Raw genomic sequence first — 21194 nt, forward strand, 5'->3', positions numbered from 1 at the left:
CGATCACCTTGGCCCATTGCGTGGTGACCGCTCAACTCACCGGGAGCAAGCGAACCGACAGGAGCAACACATGAAGCACCGCATCGTCGTCCTCGGCGCCGGCTATGCCGGGGCCTATGTGGCCGGGAACCTGGTCCGCCGTCTGTCCCCGGCGGACACCGAGATCACCGTGGTCAACGCTGTGCCGGACTTCGTCGAGCGGCTGCGGCTGCACCAGCTCGCGGCCGGCCGGGAGATCGAGGCTCAAAAGCTCGCCGACGTCTTCGCGGGCACGGAGATACGGCTGCGCCTGGCCCGTGTCACCGCCGTCGACCCCGACCGCCAGGTCGTCACTCTGGCCGACGCCGACGGCGGCGGCGAACTCGGCTACGACACGCTTGTCTACGCGCTCGGCAGCCACGGTGACGTCGAAGGTGTCCCCGGCGTGGCCGAGCACGCCTTCGACATCGCCGCCAGGACCTCGGCGCTGCGCCTGCGCGAACGCCTGGACAGCCTGGGCAGGCGGGGCGAAGGCGGGCGGGTGCTGGTCGTCGGCGACGGGTTGACCGGCATCGAGACCGCCACCGAGATCGCCGAATCCCGGCCCGGCCTGTCGGTGGCGCTGGTCGCCCGCGGAGAGCTGGGCGCCCGGCTCTCCGCCGGAGCCCGCAGCCACCTGCGCCAGGTCTGCGACCGGCTGGGCATCACCGTCCTGGAGCACACCAGCGTCGAAGCCGTCGAAGCGACGCGGGTGCTGTGCGCCGACGGCACCGCTCTGGCGTCCGACGCGACCGTGTGGACGGCCGGGTTCGCGGTCAGCCCCATCGCCGCCGCCGGCGGGCTGGAGGTCACCACGAACGGTCGGATCACCGTCGATGGCACCATGCGGTCGGTCTCGCACCCGAACGTCTACGCCGTCGGCGACAGCGCCTACGCCATCGGCGACAACGGCCGGCCGCTGCCGATGTCCTGCGCGTCGGCCGGCTACACCGGCGGGCAGGCGATCCACGCGATCGTGGGACGCCTGACCGGCCGAAAGATCGCGAAGACCAAGCTGGTCTACACGTACAACCACATCAGCCTCGGGCGGCGGGACGGGATCCTGCAGCCGATCGACGACGAAGGGCAAGCAAAGCCGAAGTACATGGGCGGCCGGAAGGCCGCGCGGGTCAAGGCGGGCATCCTCAAGGTGTCGCTGTGGGCCAACTCGCACCCGACCTTCGGCCTGCCCAAGCGCAGGCACCGCCTGGCCGCCGCGTCGGATGCCTCCGCCGAGACGGTCGAGAAGGCCCGCATCAGCGGCAGCTACGTCCGCAGTCCCGAAAAGCTGACCCGCGTCGAGTCCGAGACCCCGCTCACCCGGCGATGAACTCCCCCTCTGAAGGAGTAGACATGTCCACTCAGGCCCCGCCGGCAGCCGACACACCACCGTCACCCTGGCCGAGGGTGGCCGGGGCAGTCGTCTTGCTCACGGCGATCATCTCCGTGCTGCTCACCGCCTTCGCTTGGCCGTCGGTGCGTTCATCGGTGCATGATGTGCCGATCGCCGTCGCCGGGCCCGCCGCCGCCGTCAAGCGGGTCACCGCCGTGCTCGGCCAACGGCTGCCGGGCGGTTTTGAGGTCAGCGAGGTCGCTGACACCGCTGCCGCCGAACGGTTGATCCGCGACCGCAAGGTGTACGGGGCGATCGACCTCAGCTCCGGCACCCCGCAGATCATCACCGCCTCCGCCGCAAGCGCCGCCGTCGTCCAGACCCTGAACGGCATCGCGGCCGGCCTCAGCCAGGCGCAGGCGCAGGGAACCAGCAGGGTGGTCGCCGTGCGCGACCTCATCGCCTTGCCGGCCGACGACCCGCGCGGCGCCGGACTGGCCGCCGGAGCGCTGCCCCTGGCCATGGGTGGCCTGCTCGCCGCGCTGCTGCTGACCAGACTCGTGCGCGGCACCGCCCGCCGCGTCACCGGAGCGCTCGCCTTCGCCATCACCGGCGGACTTGCCGTGGCAGCGATCCTGCAGTTCTGGCTCGGCTCACTCAACGGCTCCTACTGGGCCAACACCGGCGCCATCGCCCTGACCATCGCGGCCACCTCCCTGAGCATCCTCGGACTACAGGCACTGCTCGGCCACGCCGGCTTCGGCCTGGGCGCCATCGCCATCATGCTCATCGGCAACCCCCTGTCCGGCACCGCGACCGCACCCGAAATGCTGCCCGGCTGGTCCGGCACCCTCGGCCAACTACTGCCACCCGGGGCCGGCGGCCAACTGCTGCGCTCCACCGCCTTCTTCGACGGCCACGGCGCCGCCCACTCCGCCACCGTCCTGGCCACCTGGCTCACACTCGGTGTAGCACTGTGCCTGGCCGGCAGCCTGCGCACCCGCCCTACCGCCACCGTCGCAGACACGGCCGCACAGCCGGCCACGTACGCGACGGTCTGACCCCCACAGCACGCGCCAGCGGCGGCGCGGCTCGTGTCGAGTCACGCCGCCGGCTCAGGACGTGCCATCGATCGGGGCCGTGACGAATGCGCCTACGCGGGCGCCACCGTGTCCCGGATGGCGTCGGTGACGTGCTGGAGCTGCGCGGGTCGGCATCCCATCAAGCGGCGTCGAGGGCTCCGGTGATCTTGCGGGCCATCTCAGCCAGAGTTGGGCTGGGCTCGCCCTGCTGGGGCCGGGCGGCTGCCTCGATGGCGACCATGACGGTGCGTCGGAAGTTGTCCGCCTCCGCCGGAGCCTGCTGCCTGAGCAGGCTCACGGCTGCCGTCAGGGCCGGCAGCACCTGGTCGGCGAGCTCGGCGACGCTCTTGCCGTACTTCACGCCCTTGGGCGCCTTGGTGAGCACGTGCCCGACCAGACCGGTCGCGGAGGTCAGGGCGATGGAGCCGTGCGTGGCGACCTTGTGGGCCGAGCCGGCGGCGCCAGCGGCGGACATCAGCGAGACGGCGCCCCACGCGGCGATCCGCAGGGTGAGCTTGTCCTGGTCGGAAAGGGTGATGGACATGATGGTGCGCTCCTTCGAACGTGTTACGGAAGTCCAGCTGAACGGACGGATGGGCCTTGGGGCCGCAAGCGCTGAACCGTTCATGGCATCCACCATCGCCGACCGCTCTGATACCGGGCCGTCGTCGCCCTGACGCGGCCGCTGACACGACGCCGCGTGGCGGCCGGAGAAGGCCGAGCGGCTCGGGAATCCAGGCTTGAGAAGAAATCTTTGCATAGATATCTTCTCATCATGTCCACATCACGACGGCGCGAGCTCTCTGACATTGACGCGCTCAAGGCACTTGCTCACCCACTGCGACAACAGTTGCTGGCCTGGCTCCAGCGTCATGGCTCCGCCACGTCTGCGGACCTGGCCGCCGAATTCGGCGCGGATCGCGGCGCGACCAGCTATCACCTGCGGCAATTGGCCCGGTTCGAGTTCATCGAGGAGGACACGGAACGTTCCTCTGGACGACGCAAGTACTGGCGGCCCATCCCGCAGGACGTACGGCTTCCGCGCCGCTCGGCGGATCCGGAGGTTGCTGCTGCCGCTGACGAGATCGGCCGGCAGTGGATGGTCCGTGCTGATCGCGATCTCGCCACCTACCTGTCCAGCAGGGAGTCGTTCGGCGAGTTCGCCACCGCCGCCATGCACTCCTTCGGCAGCACCATGCTCAGCGCTGAGGAGTTGGCCGAGTTCGGCGAGGAATACATCGCCTTTCTCAACCGCTGGCACCGGGAGCCTGGTAAGACATCCCCCGACAGCCGGCACATCACCGTGGTGTTCCACGCATTCCCCACCCCGGACGGCAGGGATGGGTCATGACTGCCCCGGCTGCGCAGGGAGCCGCCGAACGGCCGTCGTTGTGGCGCAACCGTGAGTTCGTCACTGCGGCTCGCGAGGAAGTCGTCGCGCTGATCGAGTCGCGGTAGGGACCGTTCTCGCACGACTGGTCACCGCCACGGCACCAGCACTGGCAGGTGCCGGTACTCCCTGATGATGTCCGGCGTTTCCCCTGACGATGTCGTAATCAGGCGGCGACCATGGCCTTTGAGCGGTCCGTGGCCATGTGCACGGCGAAGACGCCGAGCACCGTGCCCGTGACGTAGCGCTGGACGCGGAGCCAGAGCGGGCGGCGGGCCAGGAAGGCGGCCAGGGCGCCTGCCGAGATCGCGATCAGGGCGTTGACCGTGGTCGCGACGACGATCTGGACCGAGCCGAGCGCCAGGCTCTGCAGCAGCACGTGCCCCATGGCCGGGTCGATGAACTGCGGGAGCAGCGACAGGTACAGAATGGCGATCTTGGGGTTGAGCAGGCAGGTGAACAGGCCCATGCCGAACAGTTTGCGCGGGGGCTCAGGCACGAGCTCGCGCGGCTGGAAGGCCGAGGCGCCGCCCGGCTTGACGGCGTTCCAGGCCAGCCAGAGCAGGTACGCGGCGCCGGCCAGCTTGAGCGCCGTGTACGCGGCCGGCACGTACGCGAAGACGGCCGTCAGCCCCAGACACGTCGCGGTCAGGTAGACGGTGAAGCCGAGGACGACGCCGGTGAGGGAGATCAGGCCGGCTCGGCGGCCTTGAGTGATCGAACGTGAGACCAGATAGATCATGTTCGGCCCGGGCGTGAGAACCATGCCCAGCGAAACCAGCGCAATACCAATCAATCCACCCGTCATGTCGGCAGATTAGCGGACATATACCTGATTTCGCAGCACAGGCCCCATTGCGCCGCGTAATCAGGTCGCTACGGGGGAGGAGGTGGGACATGCAGTTCGACGACGACGCGCAGCTTGACCCGTCGCAGGTCGAGGACGTGCGGGCCTCGGGTCCGCAACCGGGCGGGGGCGGCTGCATGTTGCCCATCGGCGGCAGGGGCGGCGGCTGCCTCCTGCTGATCCTGGCGGTGGCCGGGATGTTCCTGTTCGGGGTCTTCCCGTCGCCGTTCAGCGATAACGAGAGCGGCCTTCAGGGTGGCGGCCAGCAGCCGAGCGCGCCGGCCGGACGCGCCCCGACCGGCGACCTGGCCGCGCGCTGCCGTACCGGGGCCGACGCCGCGCAGTCCGAGGACTGCCGCGTCGTGGGGACGGTCAACAGCATCCAGTCGTACTGGCGGCAGGCGTTCGAGGAGCGCGGACGCAAGACGTACGCGCCCGCCAAGACCGTGCTGTTCTCGCGGGCGGTCAACACCGCCTGCGGCACGGCCGACTCCGCCGTGGGCCCCTTCTACTGTCCCGCCGACCGCAAGGTCTACCTCAACCTGACGTTCTTCAACACGCTCCAGCGCGACTTCGGCGCCGAGGGCGGCCCGTTCGCGCAGGCGTACGTGATCGCCCACGAGTACGGCCACCACGTGCAGAACCTGCTCGGCACCATGAGCAGGGTCGGCCGCAACAGCAGGCCGGGCGCCGGCAGCCCGTCGGTACGACTGGAGCTCCAGGCCGACTGCTACGCGGGCGTCTGGGCGCACAACGCGGTCAAGACCGGCTTCTACCGTGAGCCGTTCTCCCAGGGAGACATCGATCAGGCGCTCAGCGCCGCCGCGGCGGTGGGGGACGACAGCATCCAGCGGCGCACGCAGGGCCGGGTGACCCCCGACGCCTTCACGCACGGCACGTCGCTGCAGCGGGAGAAGTGGTTCACCGCCGGGTACGAGAGCGGGGACCCGAAGCGGTGCGACACGTTCTCCGGAGGCATTTAGACGGACCGCCGGGGAAGCTGTCAGTCGGGCGGCACCCCAGAAGGGACGTCAGGATGGACTTCAGAGACGACGTCAAACTCGACCCCTCGCAGGTGGAGGACGCCGGCGGTTATTCGGGCGGAGGCGGAGGCGGCGGTTTCCCCGGCGGCATGATCATCGGCGGTGGCGGCATCGTCAGCCTGATCGCCCTCGTGCTGGTCTTCGTGCTGAACAACATGGGCGGCGGCGCCGAGCCGGCCCAGCGGCGGCCTCCTTCCAACCTGTCCGATCAGTGCCAGACGGGCAAGGACGCCGACCAGTCGGAGCGGTGCCGGGTGGTGGGCGTGGTCAACAGCATCCAGGACTACTGGAAGCAGGAAATTTCCGGATATCGGCCGTCCAAGACCGTCCTCTACTCGGGCCGGTTACGGACGAGCTGCGGCACGGCCAGCTCGGCGGTCGGCCCGTTCTACTGCCCCGGCGACCAGCGCGTCTACCTCGACCTGAGCTTCTTCGAACAGCTTCACAGCCAGCTCGGCGCCAAGGGCGGCCCCTTCGCGCAGGCGTACGTGATCGCCCACGAGTACGGCCACCACGTACAGGACCTGCTGGGCGCGCTCGGCTCAGGTGCCTCGTCGGTCCCCATCGAGCTCCAGGCCGACTGCTACGCGGGCGTCTGGGCGCACAACGCGGTCAAGACCGGCTTCTACGACAAGCCCTTCACCGCACCGGAAATCTCCGAGGCCCTGGACGCCGCCGCCGCGGTCGGCGACGACAGAATCCAGCAGCGCACCACCGGCAGAATCGATCCTGAATCGTTCACGCACGGCAGCTCCGAGCAACGCGTCAACGCCTTCCAGCGCGGCTACGAAAACGGCCGGCCCGACGACTGTGGGCTGGCTGAACTGCGCTGACGCGTCCTGACAACGCAAGGATTCGAATTCTCTCCTAAAATCGGGGGGGTGATCTTCAAGCTTGTCGGCGACGGACGCCCTTATCCCGAACACGGTCTGACGCACCGAGAGTGGGCGCAGATCCCTCCACGGCAGGTCCGGCTCGACTCGTTGATCACCACGAAGGCCATGTTGGACCTGCACTCGTTGCTCGCCGCCGACTCCACCTTCTACGGGGATCTTTTCCCGCACGTGGTGCAGTGGCAGGGCGAGCTGTATCTGGAGGACGGCCTGCATCGCGCGTTGCGCGCGGCCCTGCACCAACGATCGATCCTGCACGCCAGAGTCCTGGAGTTGCCCAGCTGAGAATGGAAAAGGGAGCCGCGCGATTCGCGGCTCCCTTTTCGTATGCGCGCCTGCCCGGCAGCCCGGACGCCGCGCCTTTCCAACATCATTTATGAAGAATGTCGCGCCGCGCGTCGGGCTCCGCGCTCCATGGACGAGGTCCGCACGGTCGTGGCAGCCGCCTTCGAGGCGTCCTGGTGCCGATGCCCGGCGTTTCCCGATGGATCGCCGTCAGAAGGGGTGCACGTTGTAGAGGTCGTCGGGGCGTTCGATGTCCATTCGGGTGGTCGACGCCCTGTGGGCCAAGTCGCCACGCCGGACGCTAAGTTCGTGCACCCTCTGCTGCAGACTCTGGAGCTCGGAGGCATCCAGCCCGTATTTCCTTGCGATGTCGAGCCCCTCGTCCACGTGGCGTCCCGCGCTGTACAGCTCGCGGGCGTGCCCGCCGAGCTGCGCTTCGACCTGCTTCAACTTTGCCGCGTGTTGGGAGAGCTCCTGCCTGGTGTCGTAGTCCAGCGAATCGTGGTGGATCAGGCCCTTGCGATCGGCCTTGATCGATACCGAAGTGTCGGCATCGATGTCTCCGCGGCGGACTGCCGCGTTGATGTCGGCGTTGACCCTGCTCCTGGCCTTGCTCACGCTCATTTCGGCCTTGCTCACCCCGCGCCCGGCCTGATCCAGGCCCTCAGTGGCCCGGTGTAGTGAGGTCCTGGCCTGTGCGGCATGTGCGACCCTGGTCGTGTCGCGCGCTGCCAAGGTGCTCCGCCCTCGTGCCGCCATCAGCTGCTGCTTCGCCGCCAGGTTGTTGCCGATCTGTTTCTTGGAGGGATGCCTGCGCAGGAGCTCGGCCAGGCGCGAGATGTGCCGGCCGATGGTCTGCCTGATGATTCTGATCCACTGTTGCACCCGTTGAGCGAACAGCCGCAACCGTGCCCGAATCGCCACCACCAGCTCCGGCCTGATGGCGGCGACCGCGGCCACCCCGCCCGCGATCCCGGCCAGCCCGATGAGCAGGTTCTTGGCCCACTCGTGCCCGGCGAACGTGACCTTCATCACGCTCGCCGCCACCGAGACATGCAGACCGTCCGCGGTGCTCCGCGGGAACACGCCGTCCTTCCCCGCCACGTGCTCGGCCAGCGCGTCGGTCGCGGCGCCGACGTTGCTCCCGGCGGCCAGGTACGCGCGAGCGCCGTCATCGCCGATTGACCGGTGCACACCCGCCACCGACTCCAGCAGGCCGGCATGACGCGCGAGCTCGCCGGTGTCCGGTGGCGGCGCCACACCCAGCATGTTGAAACCGACCGCCTCAAGCCCAGCTGCCGCCATGGTCGAAGATCACCTCGTTCGCCTTCTCGGCCTCCCTGTCCCTGGCGCCCATCAGGGCTTGACCTTCTCCCACGCGCCCCAGATCGGCGACCTGTTCTTCGAAGCCACCGAACAACGCGCTCAAGAATGTCTGGTAAGGACCATCGAAGTCGGGATCTTGCAACAGGCTTCCGGTGCCCAGCTCCGCGCGAAAGCTCTGCAGGAATTGCTGCTGCTCATCTGTGAGCGTACGGAATTGCTGAGCGGACGCCTGCCGACCAGCCACATCCCACACGACGCCATCATCTGTCACGAATAGGTCACCTCTCGTCCAGGCGACGCAGCGTCTCATCGAGGCTCGCCGTCAACTTGCCGAAATCGTGGGCCGCCTGCTCTTCCATGGCGTCCAATCGGCGCAGGAACTCTTCCATGTCGACGCCCTCCTCAGGAGGCTCCGGAGGATCGCCGACGCGCCTCAGCCGATCCTGCTGCGCCGCCCGTACGGCGGAGACGATGTGCTCCGCCAGGTCCTGAGACGCGAACCGCATCGCCCGCGCGTCCAGCCGCAGTCCGGCCAGCAGGCCGTCCTCACCGACGACGGCACGCACTAATCCTCCGGCGGCCTCCGCTTCGCCGGTGGGCTCGTCATCCTGGGCTGCCGCAGCCATGTCATCACTCCAGTCCCAAAAACCACATCTGACACAGGAGGGTCAAAGACATTAAAGCGCCACACCACGTTGCTGACCACCAGCTCTGGTATGTCCCGCCGCCTTTGGGCGGTTCGGCCGATGCCATGTGCACCCCGAATGCCCCATGACCTTGGAAGACAAGAGGGCCTCCGACCTGTTCGCACAGGTCGGAGGCCCTCTTGAGCGGCGGTGGTGGTGGGATTTGAACCCACGGATGAGTTGCCCCATCACACGCTTTCGAGGCGTGCGCCCTCGGCCACTAGGCGACACCACCGCGCATGAGCTTACCGGATCCGCCGAGTGGCGAAGAACCGCTTTAGTACAGACGAGCACTCATCGGCCAGCACCCCCATGACGACCTCGGGCCGATGGTTGAGCCGGCGATCGCGTACGACGTCCCAGAGCGAGCCCACGGCTCCGCCCTTCTCGTCCACGGCGCCGTACACGATCCGGTCCACCCTGGCCTGCACCGCGGCGCCCGCGCACATCGTGCAGGGCTCCAGCGTCACGACGAGCGTGCAGCCGCCCAGGCGCCACTGCCCGCGCCCCATGGCCGCCTGCCTCAGCGCGAGCACCTCGGCGTGGGCCGTCGGGTCGGCCGAGGACTCGCGGTCGTTGCCCGCCATGGACAGGACCTCGCCGAGCGGGCCGAGCACGACCGCGCCCACGGGGATCTCGCCGCCGGCGCCCGCCGTGACGGCCTCCGCCAGCGCCAGGCGCATGGCCTCCTCGTACGTCACGGCGAGAGCCAGATCACCGCAGCCGGTCGAGCTCGTCGGCGAAGGACAGCCGCTCGGCGATCACCGACAGGATGTCGGCCGGCAGCATGCCCTCCTCCATGCTCAGCTCAAGCAGCTCCTCAGAGCTCACCCCGAGGTCGCTGAGCAGCTCGAAGTCGCCGGCAGGGCGCACGCCGAGGCCGTTGCCCTCCTTGTCGGGCACCACGCCGGCGAACTCGGCGAACAGCTCGCCCAGCCGGTCGGAGAGCACCGCGTGCACGTCGGACAGGAAGACGCGCGGCTCGTCCTCGCCCCGGTATCGGGCGATGGCGAACCACTCGTCCTCGACCTCGACGCAGAGCAGGGCCAGCTCGTCGCCGCCGAGCCCCAGCGCCTCCGTGACCGTGTCACCGAGGTCGTCGACGATCTCGGCGTCGCTGAGATCGACCTCGGCGCCGCTCCAGCCGTCGGAGGTCCTGACGAAGGCCGCAGAAAAGGTGTTGGACGCCATGTCCGCGCTCCAGGGGGGTCAGCCGAAGACCGATTCGATGGCACGCTCGAACGGCTCGGAGAAGCCGAGCCGCGCGGCGATGCTGGACAGCACATCTTCGGGCAGCAGGTCAATGTCGCCGGAGAGGATGCCCAGCTCCATCTCGTCCAACCCGAGATCGGCGAAGATCGACAGATCTCCGGCGGGGAGCACGGTCTCCTCGTCCTGGAGGATCTCGTCGAGCTCCTCCTCGTCCGGCACCGGCACGTCCAGATAGTCGAGAACCTGGCGCGCGAGCGGGAAGTCCCAGGAGGCGGCGATGTCGGACAGGAAGACGTCCACCCGCTCGCCAAGGACCCGCAGCGCCACGAAGAACTCATCCCCCACGGCGACCAGGCCAATCGTGCCGCTCTCGCTCGGCTGCTGGCGCAGGGCGTGGATGAGCCCCTTCAGGTCGGACGTGAGCGTGGCCGGCAGGAGCTCGGCATCCCAGCGATCGTCCTCGCGGTAGACCACGATGGCGAAGTCGAGAGAGTCTTCGTCTGTCATCGCCATCTCCACCCGACCTCACCCGACAGATATCACCAGCACCCAATCGTTCCAGAACCGGCCACTCCGCGTGTGGCTCTCCGACCAAATTGTGATCAAAACCAATGACTCCGAGGCGGCCGCGTTCTGTGATCATGCGCAGCTGACAGGGGTCCACATCATTGTCCACCACCAGATACGTTGTCCCTTATGGAAACCCTCGTCGTAGATCATCCGCTCGTGGCGCACAAGCTGACCACGCTGCGTGATGTCCGCACCGACTCGCCGACCTTCCGCAGGCTCGCCGACGAGCTGGTGACGCTGCTGGCGTACGAGGCCACCCGCGACGTGCGGGTCACCGACGTCACCGTCGAGACGCCGGTCGCCCCGGCGCACGGCGTCCGGCTGGCCAAGCCCCAGCCGCTGGTCGTGCCCATCCTGCGTGCGGGGCTCGGCATGCTCGACGGCATGACCAGGCTGCTGCCCACGGCCGAGGTCGGGTTCCTCGGCATGATCAGGAACGAGTCCACGCTCAAGGCAGAGACGTACGCCACGCGGCTGCCCGACGACCTCTCGGGCCGGCAGTGCTTCGTCGTCGACCCCATGCTGGCCACCGGGGGCACGCTGGCGGCGGCCGTGCAGTTCCTGTTCGACCGGGGCGCCGTGGACGTCACGGCCATCTGCCTGCTGGCCGCTCCCGAGGGGCTGGCCTACATGGACAAGGTGTTCGCCAACTCGGGCAAGCCCATCCGTGTCGTGACCGCCGCGCTCGACGAGCGGCTCAACGAGAGCGGCTACATCGTGCCCGGCCTCGGCGACGCGGGAGACCGGCTCTACGGCGTCGTCTGATCCTGCGACGTGGGCTTAAAAGCACCCTTCCCGTCACAAGCAGTCACCGCTTCGTTACATACTGTTGTCAGGTGGGTACGAAGAGGTAGGAAGGCAACTTCCGCATGCGCGTGGGGAGCACGATGAGCGATCACACCGAGGCGGATCCGACTCCGTACGCGGAGGTCGAGACGGTGCTGTGCGACGAGTTCGCCGGCATCCACTCCGCGACCACCGTAACGCGGTGCGTCGAGGCGGCGCACTACGGCGCGCTGGAGGTCACCGGTTACGCCCATCCGAGCCTTGTTGAGCGCATCGCGCGCAAGCACCTTCACGTCCTGGCCCTGGTGGCCAGCGAACGAGGCTAAGCAAGATCAAAACTATCCCGTCAAGTCACCTTTACCCGGGCAGCCGGGTGGGTAATGTATAGGGCGGGTGGAGTGGGTAAGGGCACGGAGGCAACGGTGCAGGTCAAAAAAGTCCTCACATACGGTGGCATCGCATTTGTGGCGTACTACCTGTTCGCGCGTCCATCTGACGCCGCGGACTCGGTGAAGGGAGCGTTCGACACAGTGTTCAACGCAGCCGACTCGCTGGCGCAATTTGTGAACAGCCTCTCATGAGACTTGTGACCCACGGGGACTCCGCTCCGTCGTCGGTCAACCGCTACCTCCTCCCCCAAGAACAACAGTTCATCATGGTCCGGCGGCATCCTGCCATCCTGCTGCGCCCGGTCGCCGAGGTGCTCGCCGGACTGATCGTCGCCGGCTTGCTCAGCAAGGTCTTCGGCGGCAGCGATCAGGGCGGCACCGCGCTGGTCGTCGTGTGGTGGCTGTGGCTCCTGCTACTTGTCCGTTTCGTATGGAAGGTCGCGGAGTGGTCGGTCGATTACTTTGTGGTGACTTCCAAGCGCATGCTGCTGACCACCGGGCTCATCACCCGGAAGGTCGCGATGATGCCTTTGGGCAAGGTCACCGACATGAGCTTCCAAAGATCTCTGCTTGGGCGCATGCTCGGTTACGGTGAGTTCATCCTTGAGTCGGCCGGTCAGGATCAAGCACTGTCCACAGTTGAGTACATTCCGTATCCGGAGACCCTGTACCTCGAGGTCTGCGGCATGCTTTTTCCGAGCAAGGACGAGAGCGACGATTAATCTCCCGGCGGGGAATTCTTCAGCAGGGATACCCGATTCGGCTACTTCATGCAATCATTGCGTGTTGTTGACCCTTCCCCGCCTTGAGAGATGAGATGCCGAGTCAGGGAACCATCGGTGACCGCGTCCGCGGACTGCGGCTGAACAGGCGGATGTCCCAGGCCCAACTGGCCGGACCCGACCTGTCTGACAGTTATGTCTCGCTCATTGAGTCGGGCAAGCGCACGCCGACTCCTGTTGTGGCTCGGCTGCTCGCCGAGCGGCTGGGGTGCACGACCGAGTTCCTCCTTCACGGGATCGAGCCTCGGCAGCGCATCGACACCGAGCTCGGGCTGCGCCACGCCGAGCTGGAGCTGCAGCACGGCGACCCGGCCGTCGCGGCGGACCGCTTCACGGAGATCGTGAAGGCGGCCGACGAGGAAAACGCCATGCTGACCGCGCACGCCCGGTTCGGCAGGGCGCGCGCCCTCGAAGCCCAAGGCCGCCTCGGTCAGGCTGTGGAGGCGTTCGAGCGCCTGCGCAGGGAGGCCGCGGCCCACCCCGAGCGGCTGGCCGACCTGCCGCTCACGATCGCGCTGAGCCGCTGCTACCAGCAGGCGGGCGACCGGCTGCGGGCCCGTGACCTGGCCTCCGCCGCCCTCGAGCAGGCCGTGCGGCTGTCCATCACGCAGGGCGAGATCGCCATCGACTTGGCCGCCGCGCTGGTCGAGGCGCGCAGCGAGCGCGAGAGCGACTCCCCCGAGCTCCAATACGTCAAGCGGGTGCTGGACCTGACCGGCGTTCCTGAAGTTGTGGACCGTTCCGGAGAGATTCGCGCGCTGTGGTACGCGAGTGCCGCCGCCGCGGCGGGCGAGGACTCCGCGCTGGCCGTGCGCCTGGCCGACGACGCGATCATGGCGGGCCGCCAGGCCCGGCTGTCGCTGCAGCTCGCCAGGACCGCCATGCACTGGTCCAGGCTGGCCACGGTGCCGGTCGACGAGGCCGAGCGGCTCATCGCGGCCGCGTCCAAGGCGTTCGCGGGCTCCCCTGCCACCGGCAGCGAGCACGGCGAGAGCCTCATCGTGCACGCGCGGGTCAGCCTGCGTGCCGGCAAGCCGGCGCGCGCGGGCGAGCTGGCGGGCGCCGCTCTCGAGCCGGTGGTCGACCGCATGGGCACGACGGCTGCCGAGGCCCACCTCGTGCTGGCCACCATCGCGATCGAGCTCGGCGGCGACGCCTCCACGCATCTGGGCAACGCGCACCGGGCGCTCGACGCGCTCGACCGGCCGGTGTTCGGCTCCGATCGGCAGGCCGCCCGTTGCTGGCGCGAGCTCGGCGATCTGTACGGCCACGTCGACTCCAGGGCACAGCAGACGGCGGCATATCGTAAAGCGCTCGAAGCCGCCGGAGTCCGCTCCGCGCTGGCAGGGGTGACGGTGGACGCCGCAGTTCCCCGCTGAACCTCCCCCCGCTCCGATTTGGCGTTTGGAGCGTGGAATAATTAGGGTCTACCAGTCATTGACTCATAGGATGATTGGTTTCCCCGGAGGAGGCGGACTGTGAGTCTGCGTACGGCGCAGCGGGCTTCGCTCGTCGACCAGGTGATCGATCAGCTCAAGGAGCAGATCACCTCAGGGTCGTGGCCGATGAACGGCAAGATCCCGACCGAGACGGTGCTCGCCGAGCAACTCGGAGTGGGTCGCAACACCGTTCGGGAGGCCGTACGCGCGCTCACGCACGCCGGGCTGCTCGAGTGCCGTCAGGGGGACGGCACTTACGTCCGCGCGACCAGCGAGCTGTCCGGCGCGATGCTGCGCCGGCTGAAGCAGGCCGAGCAGCTGGAGATCCTCGAGGTACGGCGCGCGCTCGAGGTCGAGTCTGCGCGCCTGGCCGCGACCCGGCGTACCGACGACGACATCAAGCGCATCGAGGCGGCGCTGGCCGAGCGGGACCGGGCCTGGGAGCTGGACGACCCCGACTTCTTCGTGGAGGCCGACCTGGCCTTCCACATGGCCGTGGCGCACGCGACGCACAACCTGGTGCTGATCGACCTGTACGAGGACTTCTCGGCGGCTCTGCGGGCCAGCATCACGGCGGCGGGCACTTCGCTCAACAAGACCTACATCCCGCACGACGCCATCGCCCGCGCCATCGCGGCGGGCGACGCGGCGGCGGCAGAGCGGGCCGGCCACGCCTGCATGGAGCACATCCTCATCGCCCTCACCGAGTCCTGACTGCCTGCCACCCCTAAAAGGGTGTGACAAAACAGACAACTCACCCAGGAATGGCACCTGATCGCTTCATTGCTCTAGCGAAAGAGCGAATAGCGAAAGGGAAAACGTCATGACCATTCTTGTCGCCTACGACGGCTCCGCCGATTCGCGCGCCGCGATCGAGTTCGCGGCCAAGCACCTTGCCGCCGAGCCCACCGTCGTCATCACGGTGTGGGAGCCGCTGCTCGTCCAGCTCAAGAAGTATCCGCTGGCCGCGGCCGCCATTGACCCGGGCACCGAGGACGAGGCCAAGGTCCTGGCCGAGCAGCACGCCAAGGAGGGTGCCGAGCTGGCGATCGCCTCCGGGCTCACCGACGTCTCCTACCGGGCGGTGGCCGACAACGAGTCGATCTGGAAGACAATTGTGGACGTGGCGGACGAGATCGACGCCTCGTTGATCGTCACGGGCTCGCGCGGTCTGGCCGGGGTCAGGTCGGTGCTGCTCGGCAGCGTGTCCAACCATGTGCTGCACCACGCGCACCGGCCGACCCTCATCGTCCCGCCCGCCAAGACCCCGCGCTGAGCCGCCCCCTCGGCCCTCACACCGGCCGCTACGAGGCTGCGGGAATTGTGGAGCAGGCGGCCTGTGGAGCTCCGCCGGCAGCCGCGGGCGCGCACGGGCCGCCGGAGGCTTGCGGCCGGCACAGCTGGACGTCGATGCGGCGCGCGCCCGGCCCCTCGTCACCCAGCCGGTCGTGCGGGTTGGCCACCGGGCACCGGTCCAGCGACAGGCACCCGCACCCGATGCAGTCGGTGAGGTCGTCACGCAGCCGTTGGAGCTGCTCGATCCGGTCGTCCAGCTCGCCGCGCCAGGCCGCCGACAGCCGGGCCCAGTCCTCGCGGTTGGGGGTGCGCTCGTCCGGCAGCTTGGACAGGGCGTCCTTGATGGTCTTGAGCGGGATGCCGATGCGCTGGGCCAGCCTGATGAACGCGACCCTGCGCAGGGTGTCGCGGTGGTAGCGGCGCTGGTTGCCCGCCGTACGACGACTCTTGATCAGCCCCTTGGCCTCGTAGAAGTGCAGGGCGGACACGGCGACCCCGCTGCGCTCGGCGAGCTGGCCGACCGAGAGCTCCTTTGTGTTCCAGGCGACCTTCGTCATACCTAGAGATTACTTGAGAGTTCGTTCGAAGAACGTCTCCAGCACCACGACCGTCTGCGTCCCCGTGACACCGTCCAGGCCGAACACCCGGCGCAACACGTCCTGCAGCTCTGCCGTCCCGGACGTACGGACCTTGAGCAGCACCGACGCGGGACCTGCGATCACGTGCGCCTCCTCGACCTCCGGGATCGCCGCCAGCCGGTCCGCGCTGTCGCCCATCCACGTGCTGCCGTCCACGAGCACGTATGCCGTGACCGAGCGCCCGAGCGCAGCCTGGTCCACCTCGATCGTCGTGCGCCTGATCACGCCGCGCTCGCGCAGCTTGCGCACCCGTTCGTGCGCGGCCCCGCTCGACAGCCCCACCGCCTTGCCGAGGACCGCGTAGGACTGCGTCGCGTCTTCCAGCAGCAGGCCGATCAGCATCCTGTCGATATCATCCACGACTAGATGGTATCCGGTGATATGCCCTTCATGCCGAACAGCGTATGGTAGGCGGCATGACGGACACGATCCCTACTGAGTTCGAAGTGCTCGACGAGCGGTTCGCCGCGATCGGCGGAGACGACCAGATCGAACGGCTCCACACCGGCACACGCTGGGCGGAGGGCCCTGTCTACTTCCCCGCCGGCCGGTTCCTGGTGTGGAGCGACATCCCCAACGAGCGGATGCTGCGCTGGGACGAGATGACCGGTGCGGTCGGCCCGTTCCGCCAGCCGTCCGGTTACACCAACGGCAACACCCTCGACCGCGAGGGCCGGCTGATCTCCTGCGAGCACGGCAATCGCCGCGTCACCCGTACCGAGCACGACGGCTCGATCACGGTGATCGCCGACCGCTGGGAGGGCAAGCGGTTCAACAGCCCCAACGACGTCGTGGTGCGCTCCGACGGGTCCGTCTGGTTCACCGACCCGCCGTACGGGATCATCAGCAACTACGAGGGCTGGGCCGCCGAGCAGGAGATCGACGGCTGCCACGTCTACCGCGCCGACCCGGTGACGGGCGAGGTCCGGATCGTGGCCGACGACTTCGTCCGCCCCAACGGACTGGCGTTCTCGCTCGACGAGAGCCGGCTCTACATCGCCGACACGAGGATGAAGCACCTGCGCGTGTTCGACGTGCGCGAGGACGGCACGCTGGCGGGCGGCAAGGTCTTCGCCGAAGGCACGGAGCAGGACAACTTCGACGGCCTCCGGCTCGACGACACCGGCCGCGTCTGGGCCGCGGCAGACAAGGCGGTGCTCTGTTACGACCCCGGCGGGACGCTGATCGGCCGGCTGAAGCTGCCGGAGGCCACGTCCAACCTGGTGTTCGGCGGGCTCAAGCGCAACCGGATGTTCATCACGGCCTCGTCCTCGCTCTACTCCCTGATGACCAACGTCACCGGCGCGCGCCCGGTCTGGGCCAGGCGCTAGCCTCACTCCCATCTGAACAGCCGCACGGCCAGCCCGCCGAAGATCACCAGCCCGGCGGCCACCACCGCCAGGTGCGCGAGCTGCGGCGGGTGACCCGCCCAGGTGTCTCTGAGCGCCTGGGCGAACGGCCCCGCGACGGAGTAGTCGCTGACCGCCCGCAGCGCGTCCGGCATGACGTCGCGCGGCACCCACATGCCCCCGAGGAACATCAGCGGGAACATCACCGCCGACCCGATCCCGGGCGCGACCTTCGCGTTGGGCGCCAGCGCGGCGATCACCAGCCCGATGGCCTGCAGCGCGGCGCTGCCGAGCAGGAAGACCAGGACAAATCCCACCCACTGCCGCGGCGCCGACGAGCCGAAGAGCAGCGAGCCCGTCACGATCAGCAGGACCGTGGACACCGCTCCGACCGCCAGGTTGATCAGGAGCTGCACAGCCAGCAGTCTTGCCGGGTGCACGGGCGTGGTGGACATCCGCCTGAGCACCCCTTGCTCGCGGTACGCGGTCAGCACCGCGGGCACCACGCTGCAGGCCAGGGTCAGCAGCGCGAGCAGCGTCATCAGGCTCGGCATCTGCGTGTCCACGGCCCTCTCCCCCGACGCCGCGCGCTGGGTCATGTCCGGGATGCTGAGGCCCAGCACGACCAGGAGCCCGACCGGCAGCCCGATCGTGAAGATCAAGAAGGGCCATTCGCGCAGGTACAGCTTGGTCTCCACGAGGAGCAGCTTCATGACAGCTTCCTTCCGGTGAGTGCGAGGAACGCGTCGTCGAGCGTGGCCTGCTCGATCCGCAGGTCTCCTGGGACGATCTGGTGCTGGGCCAGGGCGAGCGTGACGGCGGGAGCGAGGTTGCCCGTACCGCTCACCACGATCTGGTCGCCGCTCCTGGCGACCTCGCGCACCTCGGGCAGGGCCAGCAGCACGCCGTCCTCGACGGGCGCCGACGGGCGGAACCTCAGCCGCTGCTCCACGCCCACCTGCGCGATGAGCCCGGCGGGCGTGTCGGTGGCGACCACCTTGCCCGCGTCGATGAGCGCGAGCCGGTCGCAGAGCCGCTCTGCCTCCTCCATGAAGTGGGTGACCAGCACGATCGTCACGCCGGATTCGCGTACCTGCTCGACCAGCTCCCAGGTGTCCCTGCGCGCCTGCGGGTCGAGTCCGGTCGTCAGCTCGTCGAGCACCGCCACGCGCGGCCTGCCCACCAGGGCCAGCGCGACCGAGAGCCGCTGGCGCTGCCCGCCGGAGAGCTTCTTGAACGCCGTGTCGCGCTTGCCGGCGAGGCCGACCCGGTCGAGCAGCTCATGCCAGTCCGCCGGGTCGGGGTAGAAGGAGGCGTAGAGGTCCATGGCCTCCCACACCTTGATCTTCTCCGGGAGTGCCGCGCTCTGCAGTTGCATGCCCAGCACGTGCCGCAGCTCGCCCCTGTCCAGCCGCGGGTCCAGACCGGCCACGCGTACGGTGCCGCCGTCCGGCGCCTGAAGGCCGGCCACGCACTCCACTGTGGTGGTCTTGCCCGCGCCGTTCGGCCCGAGGATGCCGAAGATCTCACCCTCCGCGACGTCGAACGAGACGTCCTCGACCGCCAGGTGCTTCGGGTACTGCTTGCGCAGATTCCTGACTTCGATGACTTTCATGCCATCGACGCTAGAAACCCGGGCTTTATCGGGGAATCCGGCTGGGTGTCGGTCAAGGGTGTACCTAGGTGCAATGGCCGGACCGTACCCGTTGCCGCAGACTGAGAGCATGCTGTCGCGAAGGTTCGGTCAGGTCGTGGCCCTGCTCGCGCTCCTCCTCGTCGAGGTGCCCGCGATCGTGCTGAGCATCGCCACGCTGCTGCTGTCGCTCGCGCTGGGCATGGTCTTCCTGTTCCCCCCGCAGGTCATGATGGTCAGGAGGCTCGCCGAGCTCAACCGGCGGCTGATGCGGCAGTGGGTCGGCGCCGGCATCGAGCCGCCGTACCTGCCCGAGCCGCCGCCTCCGGTGCCTCAGGCGGACGGCATGTACCGCTCCGACCGGACCCTCTACAAGACGCCGCGGATACCCGCCTGGAACAACCGGTGGAAGTGGCTGGTCGGCGACCCCGCTACCTGGCGGGACGAGGCCTGGCTGGTGCTCGACCCGGTGGTGAAGGCGGCGCTGGTGCCGCTGTTCGTCCTGGTCCCCGAGCGGGGGCTGCGCGTCTACGCGCTCTGGAGCGAGCTGCTGCTCGGCGCGACCGCCGCCAGCCGCCTGGCGAGCCAGGTGAGCCACCTCAGGCGGACGCGTAACCTGGCCGCCGACTCGCAGGCGGCCGAGATGCGCAGGATCGAACGCGACCTGCACGACGGCACGCAGGCCAGGCTGGTGGCGATCGGCATGACGCTGGGCGCGGTCGAGCAGCTCGTCGACGACGATCCCTCAGCGGCCAAGACCCTGCTCGCCAAGGCCAGGGAGGCCTCCGCCGAGACGCTGACCGAGCTGCGCAGGGTCATCCGCGGCATCCACCCGCCGGTGCTGGCCGAGCGCGGACTGGCCGACGCCGTGCGTGCCCTGGCCATGGACAGCCCGATGCAGGTCACGGTGGACGTCGATCTGCCGCACCGGCCTGAACCTCCGGTGGAGGCGGCGGTGTACTTCGCGGTCAGCGAGCTGCTGTCCAACGCCGCCCGGCACGGCGACGCGCGCTCGGCGACGGTGGACATCAGCTCCAACGGCCCCGACCTGCGCGTCACCGTCACCGACGACGGACTGGGCGGCGCCGACCCGGCCAAGGGCAGCGGCCTGTCCGGCATCGAACGGCGGCTGGCCGCTTTCGACGGGGTGCTCGCCCTGAACAGCCCGCCCGGCGGCCCCACCACCGTGACCATGGAACTGCCCCGGGCGCTGCCCGAGCACTGGGCGGGCAACCTCCCGAAGATGCCGCGCTGGAAGGCGGCCGCGGTCATCCTGCTCTGGGCCACGGCCTGGTGCCCGACGTTCCCGCAGGGACTCGTGGCGGGCATCTTCAAGATCTTCGACGTCGACGAGAAGACCTGGTTCCTCGCGCTGCACCTGCCCGAGGTCTGGCAGTGGCCGGTCATCCTCGGCATGATCACGTTGGGCACTTTCATGCACGCCATGGCCATCTGGCTGCCTTCCACCCACAACCGCGAGCGCTGGTTCGAACGTGTCCAGCCGAGCAAAATGTCGTGTTGATGAACGTACTGATCGCTGAAGACCTCTACCTGCTCAGGGACGGGCTGGTGCACCTGCTCCAGGCCCACGGCTTCTCCGTCGTGGCGGCCGTGGAGAGCGGGCCCGAGCTGCTGAAGGGCCTGCTGGAGCTCCGGCCCGACGTCTCCATCGTGGACGTGCGGCTGCCGCCCACGTTCACGGACGAGGGCCTGCAGGCCGCGCTCGCGGCCAGGGAGAAGGTGCCCGGGCTGCCGATCCTGGTGCTGTCCCAGCACGTCGAGCAGCTGTACGCGCGCGAGCTGCTGGCCGACGGCTCGGGCGCGATCGGCTACCTGCTCAAGGACCGGGTCTTCAACGCCGAGCAGTTCGTCGACGCCGTACGCCGGGTCGCCGAGGGCGGCACGGCCATGGACCCCGAGGTGATCGCCAAGCTGCTGGCCAGCAACGCCAGGAACGAGCCGCTGGCCGCGCTCACGCCGCGCGAGCGGGAGGTGCTCGAGGCCATGGCGGAAGGGCGCTCCAACGCCGCCATCTGCCAGCGGCTCTACCTCAGTGAGAGCGCCGTGGCCAAGCACACGGCCTCCATCTTCGCCAAGCTGGGGCTCGCGCCGTCGGACGACGACAACCGCCGCGTGCTCGCCGTACTCGCCTATCTCAACAGCCGCTAGGACCCTCCACCTGGGGTTGGCCATCCCG

At 68.7% G+C, this 21194-nt stretch carries 28 protein-coding genes and 1 tRNA gene; 16 read left to right on the forward strand and 13 right to left on the reverse strand.

The window, feature by feature from the left end; all coding sequences use genetic code 11:
* Positions 1-70 precede the first annotated feature (70 nt).
* Entirely contained in the window at positions 71-1348 is a 1278-nt protein-coding gene (locus ACIBVN_RS07755) for an NAD(P)/FAD-dependent oxidoreductase (RefSeq protein WP_397133810.1), read from the forward strand.
* Between the two features lie 23 nt (positions 1349-1371).
* Entirely contained in the window at positions 1372-2412 is a 1041-nt protein-coding gene (locus tag ACIBVN_RS07760) for a hypothetical protein (protein WP_397133812.1), read from the forward strand.
* A 160-nt stretch (positions 2413-2572) separates the two neighbouring features.
* Here the strand turns inward: ACIBVN_RS07760 and ACIBVN_RS07765 are convergent, their stop codons facing one another.
* Positions 2573-2977: a hypothetical protein gene (locus ACIBVN_RS07765; protein ID WP_397133814.1), complete on the reverse strand. Its 405-nt coding sequence runs from the start codon at positions 2975-2977 to the stop codon at positions 2573-2575.
* A gap of 231 nt (positions 2978-3208) precedes the next feature.
* On the opposite strand from ACIBVN_RS07765, the gene ACIBVN_RS07770 reads away from it, so the two are divergent.
* On the forward strand, positions 3209-3784 hold the full coding sequence (locus ACIBVN_RS07770; protein WP_397133815.1) for an ArsR/SmtB family transcription factor: 576 nt from the start codon (positions 3209-3211) through the stop codon (positions 3782-3784).
* A 205-nt stretch (positions 3785-3989) separates the two neighbouring features.
* On the opposite strand, the gene ACIBVN_RS07775 is transcribed toward ACIBVN_RS07770, so the two are convergent.
* A complete protein-coding gene (locus ACIBVN_RS07775) occupies positions 3990-4631 on the reverse strand; it encodes a LysE family translocator (RefSeq protein ID WP_397133817.1) in 642 nt (213 codons plus the stop codon).
* 89 nt (positions 4632-4720) lie between these two features.
* Here ACIBVN_RS07775 and ACIBVN_RS07780 point away from each other — a divergent pair, with 89 nt between their 5' ends.
* From ACIBVN_RS07780 to ACIBVN_RS07790, 3 genes are read left to right on the forward strand one after another with little or no spacing between them, the layout of a single operon-like run.
* On the forward strand, positions 4721-5653 hold the full coding sequence (locus ACIBVN_RS07780) for a neutral zinc metallopeptidase (protein WP_397133819.1): 933 nt from the start codon (positions 4721-4723) through the stop codon (positions 5651-5653).
* Between the two features lie 53 nt (positions 5654-5706).
* Positions 5707-6546, forward strand: coding sequence for a neutral zinc metallopeptidase (locus ACIBVN_RS07785; protein ID WP_397133821.1), 840 nt, complete (start codon positions 5707-5709; stop codon positions 6544-6546).
* 48 nt (positions 6547-6594) lie between these two features.
* Entirely contained in the window at positions 6595-6891 is a 297-nt protein-coding gene (locus tag ACIBVN_RS07790) for a type II toxin-antitoxin system VapB family antitoxin (protein ID WP_349447634.1), read from the forward strand.
* Between the two features lie 210 nt (positions 6892-7101).
* Here ACIBVN_RS07790 and ACIBVN_RS07795 read toward each other — a convergent pair whose 3' ends face one another.
* The 7 genes from ACIBVN_RS07795 to ACIBVN_RS07825 form a co-directional block, all read right to left on the reverse strand.
* On the reverse strand, positions 7102-8196 hold the full coding sequence (locus ACIBVN_RS07795; protein WP_397133823.1) for a hypothetical protein: 1095 nt from the start codon (positions 8194-8196) through the stop codon (positions 7102-7104).
* A complete protein-coding gene (locus tag ACIBVN_RS07800) occupies positions 8177-8488 on the reverse strand; it encodes a hypothetical protein (protein ID WP_397133825.1) in 312 nt (103 codons plus the stop codon). The genes ACIBVN_RS07795 and ACIBVN_RS07800 overlap by 20 nt, the downstream gene beginning before the upstream one ends.
* Positions 8489-8495: 7 nt before the next feature.
* Positions 8496-8843: a hypothetical protein gene (locus ACIBVN_RS07805; protein WP_397133827.1), complete on the reverse strand. Its 348-nt coding sequence runs from the start codon at positions 8841-8843 to the stop codon at positions 8496-8498.
* Positions 8844-9051: 208 nt separating this feature from the next.
* Positions 9052-9138, reverse strand: a tRNA-Ser gene (locus tag ACIBVN_RS07810).
* 10 nt (positions 9139-9148) lie between these two features.
* The gene (locus ACIBVN_RS07815) at positions 9149-9586 is read right to left on the reverse strand and encodes a nucleoside deaminase (protein ID WP_397133918.1); all 438 of its coding nucleotides are present in this window, start codon (positions 9584-9586) and stop codon (positions 9149-9151) included.
* 31 nt (positions 9587-9617) lie between these two features.
* Positions 9618-10094, reverse strand: coding sequence for a tRNA adenosine deaminase-associated protein (locus ACIBVN_RS07820; RefSeq protein WP_397133828.1), 477 nt, complete (start codon positions 10092-10094; stop codon positions 9618-9620).
* Between the two features lie 18 nt (positions 10095-10112).
* The gene (locus ACIBVN_RS07825; protein ID WP_397133830.1) at positions 10113-10628 is read right to left on the reverse strand and encodes a tRNA adenosine deaminase-associated protein; all 516 of its coding nucleotides are present in this window, start codon (positions 10626-10628) and stop codon (positions 10113-10115) included.
* Between the two features lie 183 nt (positions 10629-10811).
* Here ACIBVN_RS07825 and upp point away from each other — a divergent pair, with 183 nt between their 5' ends.
* From upp to ACIBVN_RS07860, 7 genes are all read left to right on the forward strand, one after another.
* On the forward strand, positions 10812-11450 hold the full coding sequence (upp, locus tag ACIBVN_RS07830) for a uracil phosphoribosyltransferase (RefSeq protein ID WP_349447640.1): 639 nt from the start codon (positions 10812-10814) through the stop codon (positions 11448-11450).
* A 122-nt stretch (positions 11451-11572) separates the two neighbouring features.
* Complete coding sequence (locus ACIBVN_RS07835; RefSeq protein ID WP_345002236.1) at positions 11573-11797, forward strand: hypothetical protein; 225 nt, start codon at positions 11573-11575, stop codon at positions 11795-11797.
* Between the two features lie 72 nt (positions 11798-11869).
* Positions 11870-12052, forward strand: coding sequence for a hypothetical protein (locus ACIBVN_RS07840; protein ID WP_344999800.1), 183 nt, complete (start codon positions 11870-11872; stop codon positions 12050-12052).
* Positions 12049-12582, forward strand: coding sequence for a PH domain-containing protein (locus ACIBVN_RS07845; RefSeq protein ID WP_349447642.1), 534 nt, complete (start codon positions 12049-12051; stop codon positions 12580-12582). Before ACIBVN_RS07840 ends, ACIBVN_RS07845 begins: the two co-directional genes overlap by 4 nt.
* Before the next feature lie 95 nt (positions 12583-12677).
* Positions 12678-14021: a helix-turn-helix domain-containing protein gene (locus tag ACIBVN_RS07850; RefSeq protein ID WP_397133834.1), complete on the forward strand. Its 1344-nt coding sequence runs from the start codon at positions 12678-12680 to the stop codon at positions 14019-14021.
* A 99-nt stretch (positions 14022-14120) separates the two neighbouring features.
* Positions 14121-14795, forward strand: coding sequence for a FadR/GntR family transcriptional regulator (locus ACIBVN_RS07855; protein ID WP_397133836.1), 675 nt, complete (start codon positions 14121-14123; stop codon positions 14793-14795).
* 109 nt (positions 14796-14904) lie between these two features.
* Positions 14905-15357, forward strand: a complete 453-nt coding sequence (locus tag ACIBVN_RS07860; protein WP_397133838.1) for a universal stress protein — start codon at positions 14905-14907, stop codon at positions 15355-15357.
* 28 nt (positions 15358-15385) lie between these two features.
* Here ACIBVN_RS07860 and soxR read toward each other — a convergent pair whose 3' ends face one another.
* The gene (gene soxR / locus ACIBVN_RS07865) at positions 15386-15934 is read right to left on the reverse strand and encodes a redox-sensitive transcriptional activator SoxR (protein ID WP_397133840.1); all 549 of its coding nucleotides are present in this window, start codon (positions 15932-15934) and stop codon (positions 15386-15388) included.
* Positions 15935-15943: 9 nt separating this feature from the next.
* On the reverse strand, positions 15944-16375 hold the full coding sequence (locus ACIBVN_RS07870) for an Lrp/AsnC family transcriptional regulator (RefSeq protein WP_349447648.1): 432 nt from the start codon (positions 16373-16375) through the stop codon (positions 15944-15946).
* Between the two features lie 56 nt (positions 16376-16431).
* Between ACIBVN_RS07870 and ACIBVN_RS07875 the strand changes: the two genes are divergently transcribed.
* Positions 16432-17346: an SMP-30/gluconolactonase/LRE family protein gene (locus tag ACIBVN_RS07875; protein ID WP_397133842.1), complete on the forward strand. Its 915-nt coding sequence runs from the start codon at positions 16432-16434 to the stop codon at positions 17344-17346.
* A 2-nt stretch (positions 17347-17348) separates the two neighbouring features.
* Here ACIBVN_RS07875 and ACIBVN_RS07880 read toward each other — a convergent pair whose 3' ends face one another.
* A complete protein-coding gene (locus ACIBVN_RS07880; protein WP_397133844.1) occupies positions 17349-18077 on the reverse strand; it encodes an ABC transporter permease in 729 nt (242 codons plus the stop codon).
* Positions 18074-18979 (reverse strand): ABC transporter ATP-binding protein, encoded by a 906-nt coding sequence (locus ACIBVN_RS07885; RefSeq protein WP_397133846.1) that lies wholly within the window; start codon positions 18977-18979, stop codon positions 18074-18076. Before ACIBVN_RS07885 ends, ACIBVN_RS07880 begins: the two co-directional genes overlap by 4 nt.
* A 109-nt stretch (positions 18980-19088) precedes the next feature.
* On the opposite strand from ACIBVN_RS07885, the gene ACIBVN_RS07890 reads away from it, so the two are divergent.
* Positions 19089-20519, forward strand: a complete 1431-nt coding sequence (locus ACIBVN_RS07890; protein ID WP_397133848.1) for a sensor histidine kinase — start codon at positions 19089-19091, stop codon at positions 20517-20519.
* Positions 20519-21166: a response regulator gene (locus ACIBVN_RS07895; RefSeq protein ID WP_397133850.1), complete on the forward strand. Its 648-nt coding sequence runs from the start codon at positions 20519-20521 to the stop codon at positions 21164-21166. Before ACIBVN_RS07890 ends, ACIBVN_RS07895 begins: the two co-directional genes overlap by 1 nt.
* Positions 21167-21194: the final 28 nt, after the last annotated feature.

The organism is Nonomuraea sp. NPDC049400, from assembly GCF_044466425.1.
GTDB lineage: Bacteria > Actinomycetota > Actinomycetes > Streptosporangiales > Streptosporangiaceae > Nonomuraea.

Bases quoted from the DNA above. Each gene is read 5' to 3' on its own strand.
- ACIBVN_RS07850 (WP_397133834.1), top strand. From the start codon at position 12,678: ATGCCGAGTCAGGGAACCATCGGTGACCGCGTCCGCGGACTGCGGCTG.
- ACIBVN_RS07825 (WP_397133830.1), bottom strand. From the start codon at position 10,628: ATGGCGATGACAGACGAAGACTCTCTCGACTTCGCCATCGTGGTCTAC.
- ACIBVN_RS07765 (WP_397133814.1), bottom strand. From the start codon at position 2,977: ATGTCCATCACCCTTTCCGACCAGGACAAGCTCACCCTGCGGATCGCC.
- ACIBVN_RS07835 (WP_345002236.1), top strand. From the start codon at position 11,573: ATGAGCGATCACACCGAGGCGGATCCGACTCCGTACGCGGAGGTCGAG.
- ACIBVN_RS07885 (WP_397133846.1), bottom strand. From the start codon at position 18,979: ATGAAAGTCATCGAAGTCAGGAATCTGCGCAAGCAGTACCCGAAGCAC.
- ACIBVN_RS07770 (WP_397133815.1), top strand. From the start codon at position 3,209: ATGTCCACATCACGACGGCGCGAGCTCTCTGACATTGACGCGCTCAAG.
- ACIBVN_RS07875 (WP_397133842.1), top strand. From the start codon at position 16,432: ATGACGGACACGATCCCTACTGAGTTCGAAGTGCTCGACGAGCGGTTC.
- ACIBVN_RS07845 (WP_349447642.1), top strand. From the start codon at position 12,049: ATGAGACTTGTGACCCACGGGGACTCCGCTCCGTCGTCGGTCAACCGC.
- ACIBVN_RS07795 (WP_397133823.1), bottom strand. From the start codon at position 8,196: ATGGCGGCAGCTGGGCTTGAGGCGGTCGGTTTCAACATGCTGGGTGTG.
- ACIBVN_RS07760 (WP_397133812.1), top strand. From the start codon at position 1,372: ATGTCCACTCAGGCCCCGCCGGCAGCCGACACACCACCGTCACCCTGG.
- soxR (WP_397133840.1), bottom strand. From the start codon at position 15,934: ATGACGAAGGTCGCCTGGAACACAAAGGAGCTCTCGGTCGGCCAGCTC.
- ACIBVN_RS07805 (WP_397133827.1), bottom strand. From the start codon at position 8,843: ATGGCTGCGGCAGCCCAGGATGACGAGCCCACCGGCGAAGCGGAGGCC.
- ACIBVN_RS07780 (WP_397133819.1), top strand. From the start codon at position 4,721: ATGCAGTTCGACGACGACGCGCAGCTTGACCCGTCGCAGGTCGAGGAC.
- ACIBVN_RS07890 (WP_397133848.1), top strand. From the start codon at position 19,089: ATGCTGTCGCGAAGGTTCGGTCAGGTCGTGGCCCTGCTCGCGCTCCTC.
- ACIBVN_RS07755 (WP_397133810.1), top strand. From the start codon at position 71: ATGAAGCACCGCATCGTCGTCCTCGGCGCCGGCTATGCCGGGGCCTAT.
- ACIBVN_RS07785 (WP_397133821.1), top strand. From the start codon at position 5,707: ATGGACTTCAGAGACGACGTCAAACTCGACCCCTCGCAGGTGGAGGAC.
- ACIBVN_RS07815 (WP_397133918.1), bottom strand. From the start codon at position 9,586: ATGCGCCTGGCGCTGGCGGAGGCCGTCACGGCGGGCGCCGGCGGCGAG.
- ACIBVN_RS07895 (WP_397133850.1), top strand. From the start codon at position 20,519: ATGAACGTACTGATCGCTGAAGACCTCTACCTGCTCAGGGACGGGCTG.
- ACIBVN_RS07860 (WP_397133838.1), top strand. From the start codon at position 14,905: ATGACCATTCTTGTCGCCTACGACGGCTCCGCCGATTCGCGCGCCGCG.
- ACIBVN_RS07775 (WP_397133817.1), bottom strand. From the start codon at position 4,631: ATGACGGGTGGATTGATTGGTATTGCGCTGGTTTCGCTGGGCATGGTT.
- ACIBVN_RS07820 (WP_397133828.1), bottom strand. From the start codon at position 10,094: ATGGCGTCCAACACCTTTTCTGCGGCCTTCGTCAGGACCTCCGACGGC.
- upp (WP_349447640.1), top strand. From the start codon at position 10,812: ATGGAAACCCTCGTCGTAGATCATCCGCTCGTGGCGCACAAGCTGACC.
- ACIBVN_RS07880 (WP_397133844.1), bottom strand. From the start codon at position 18,077: ATGAAGCTGCTCCTCGTGGAGACCAAGCTGTACCTGCGCGAATGGCCC.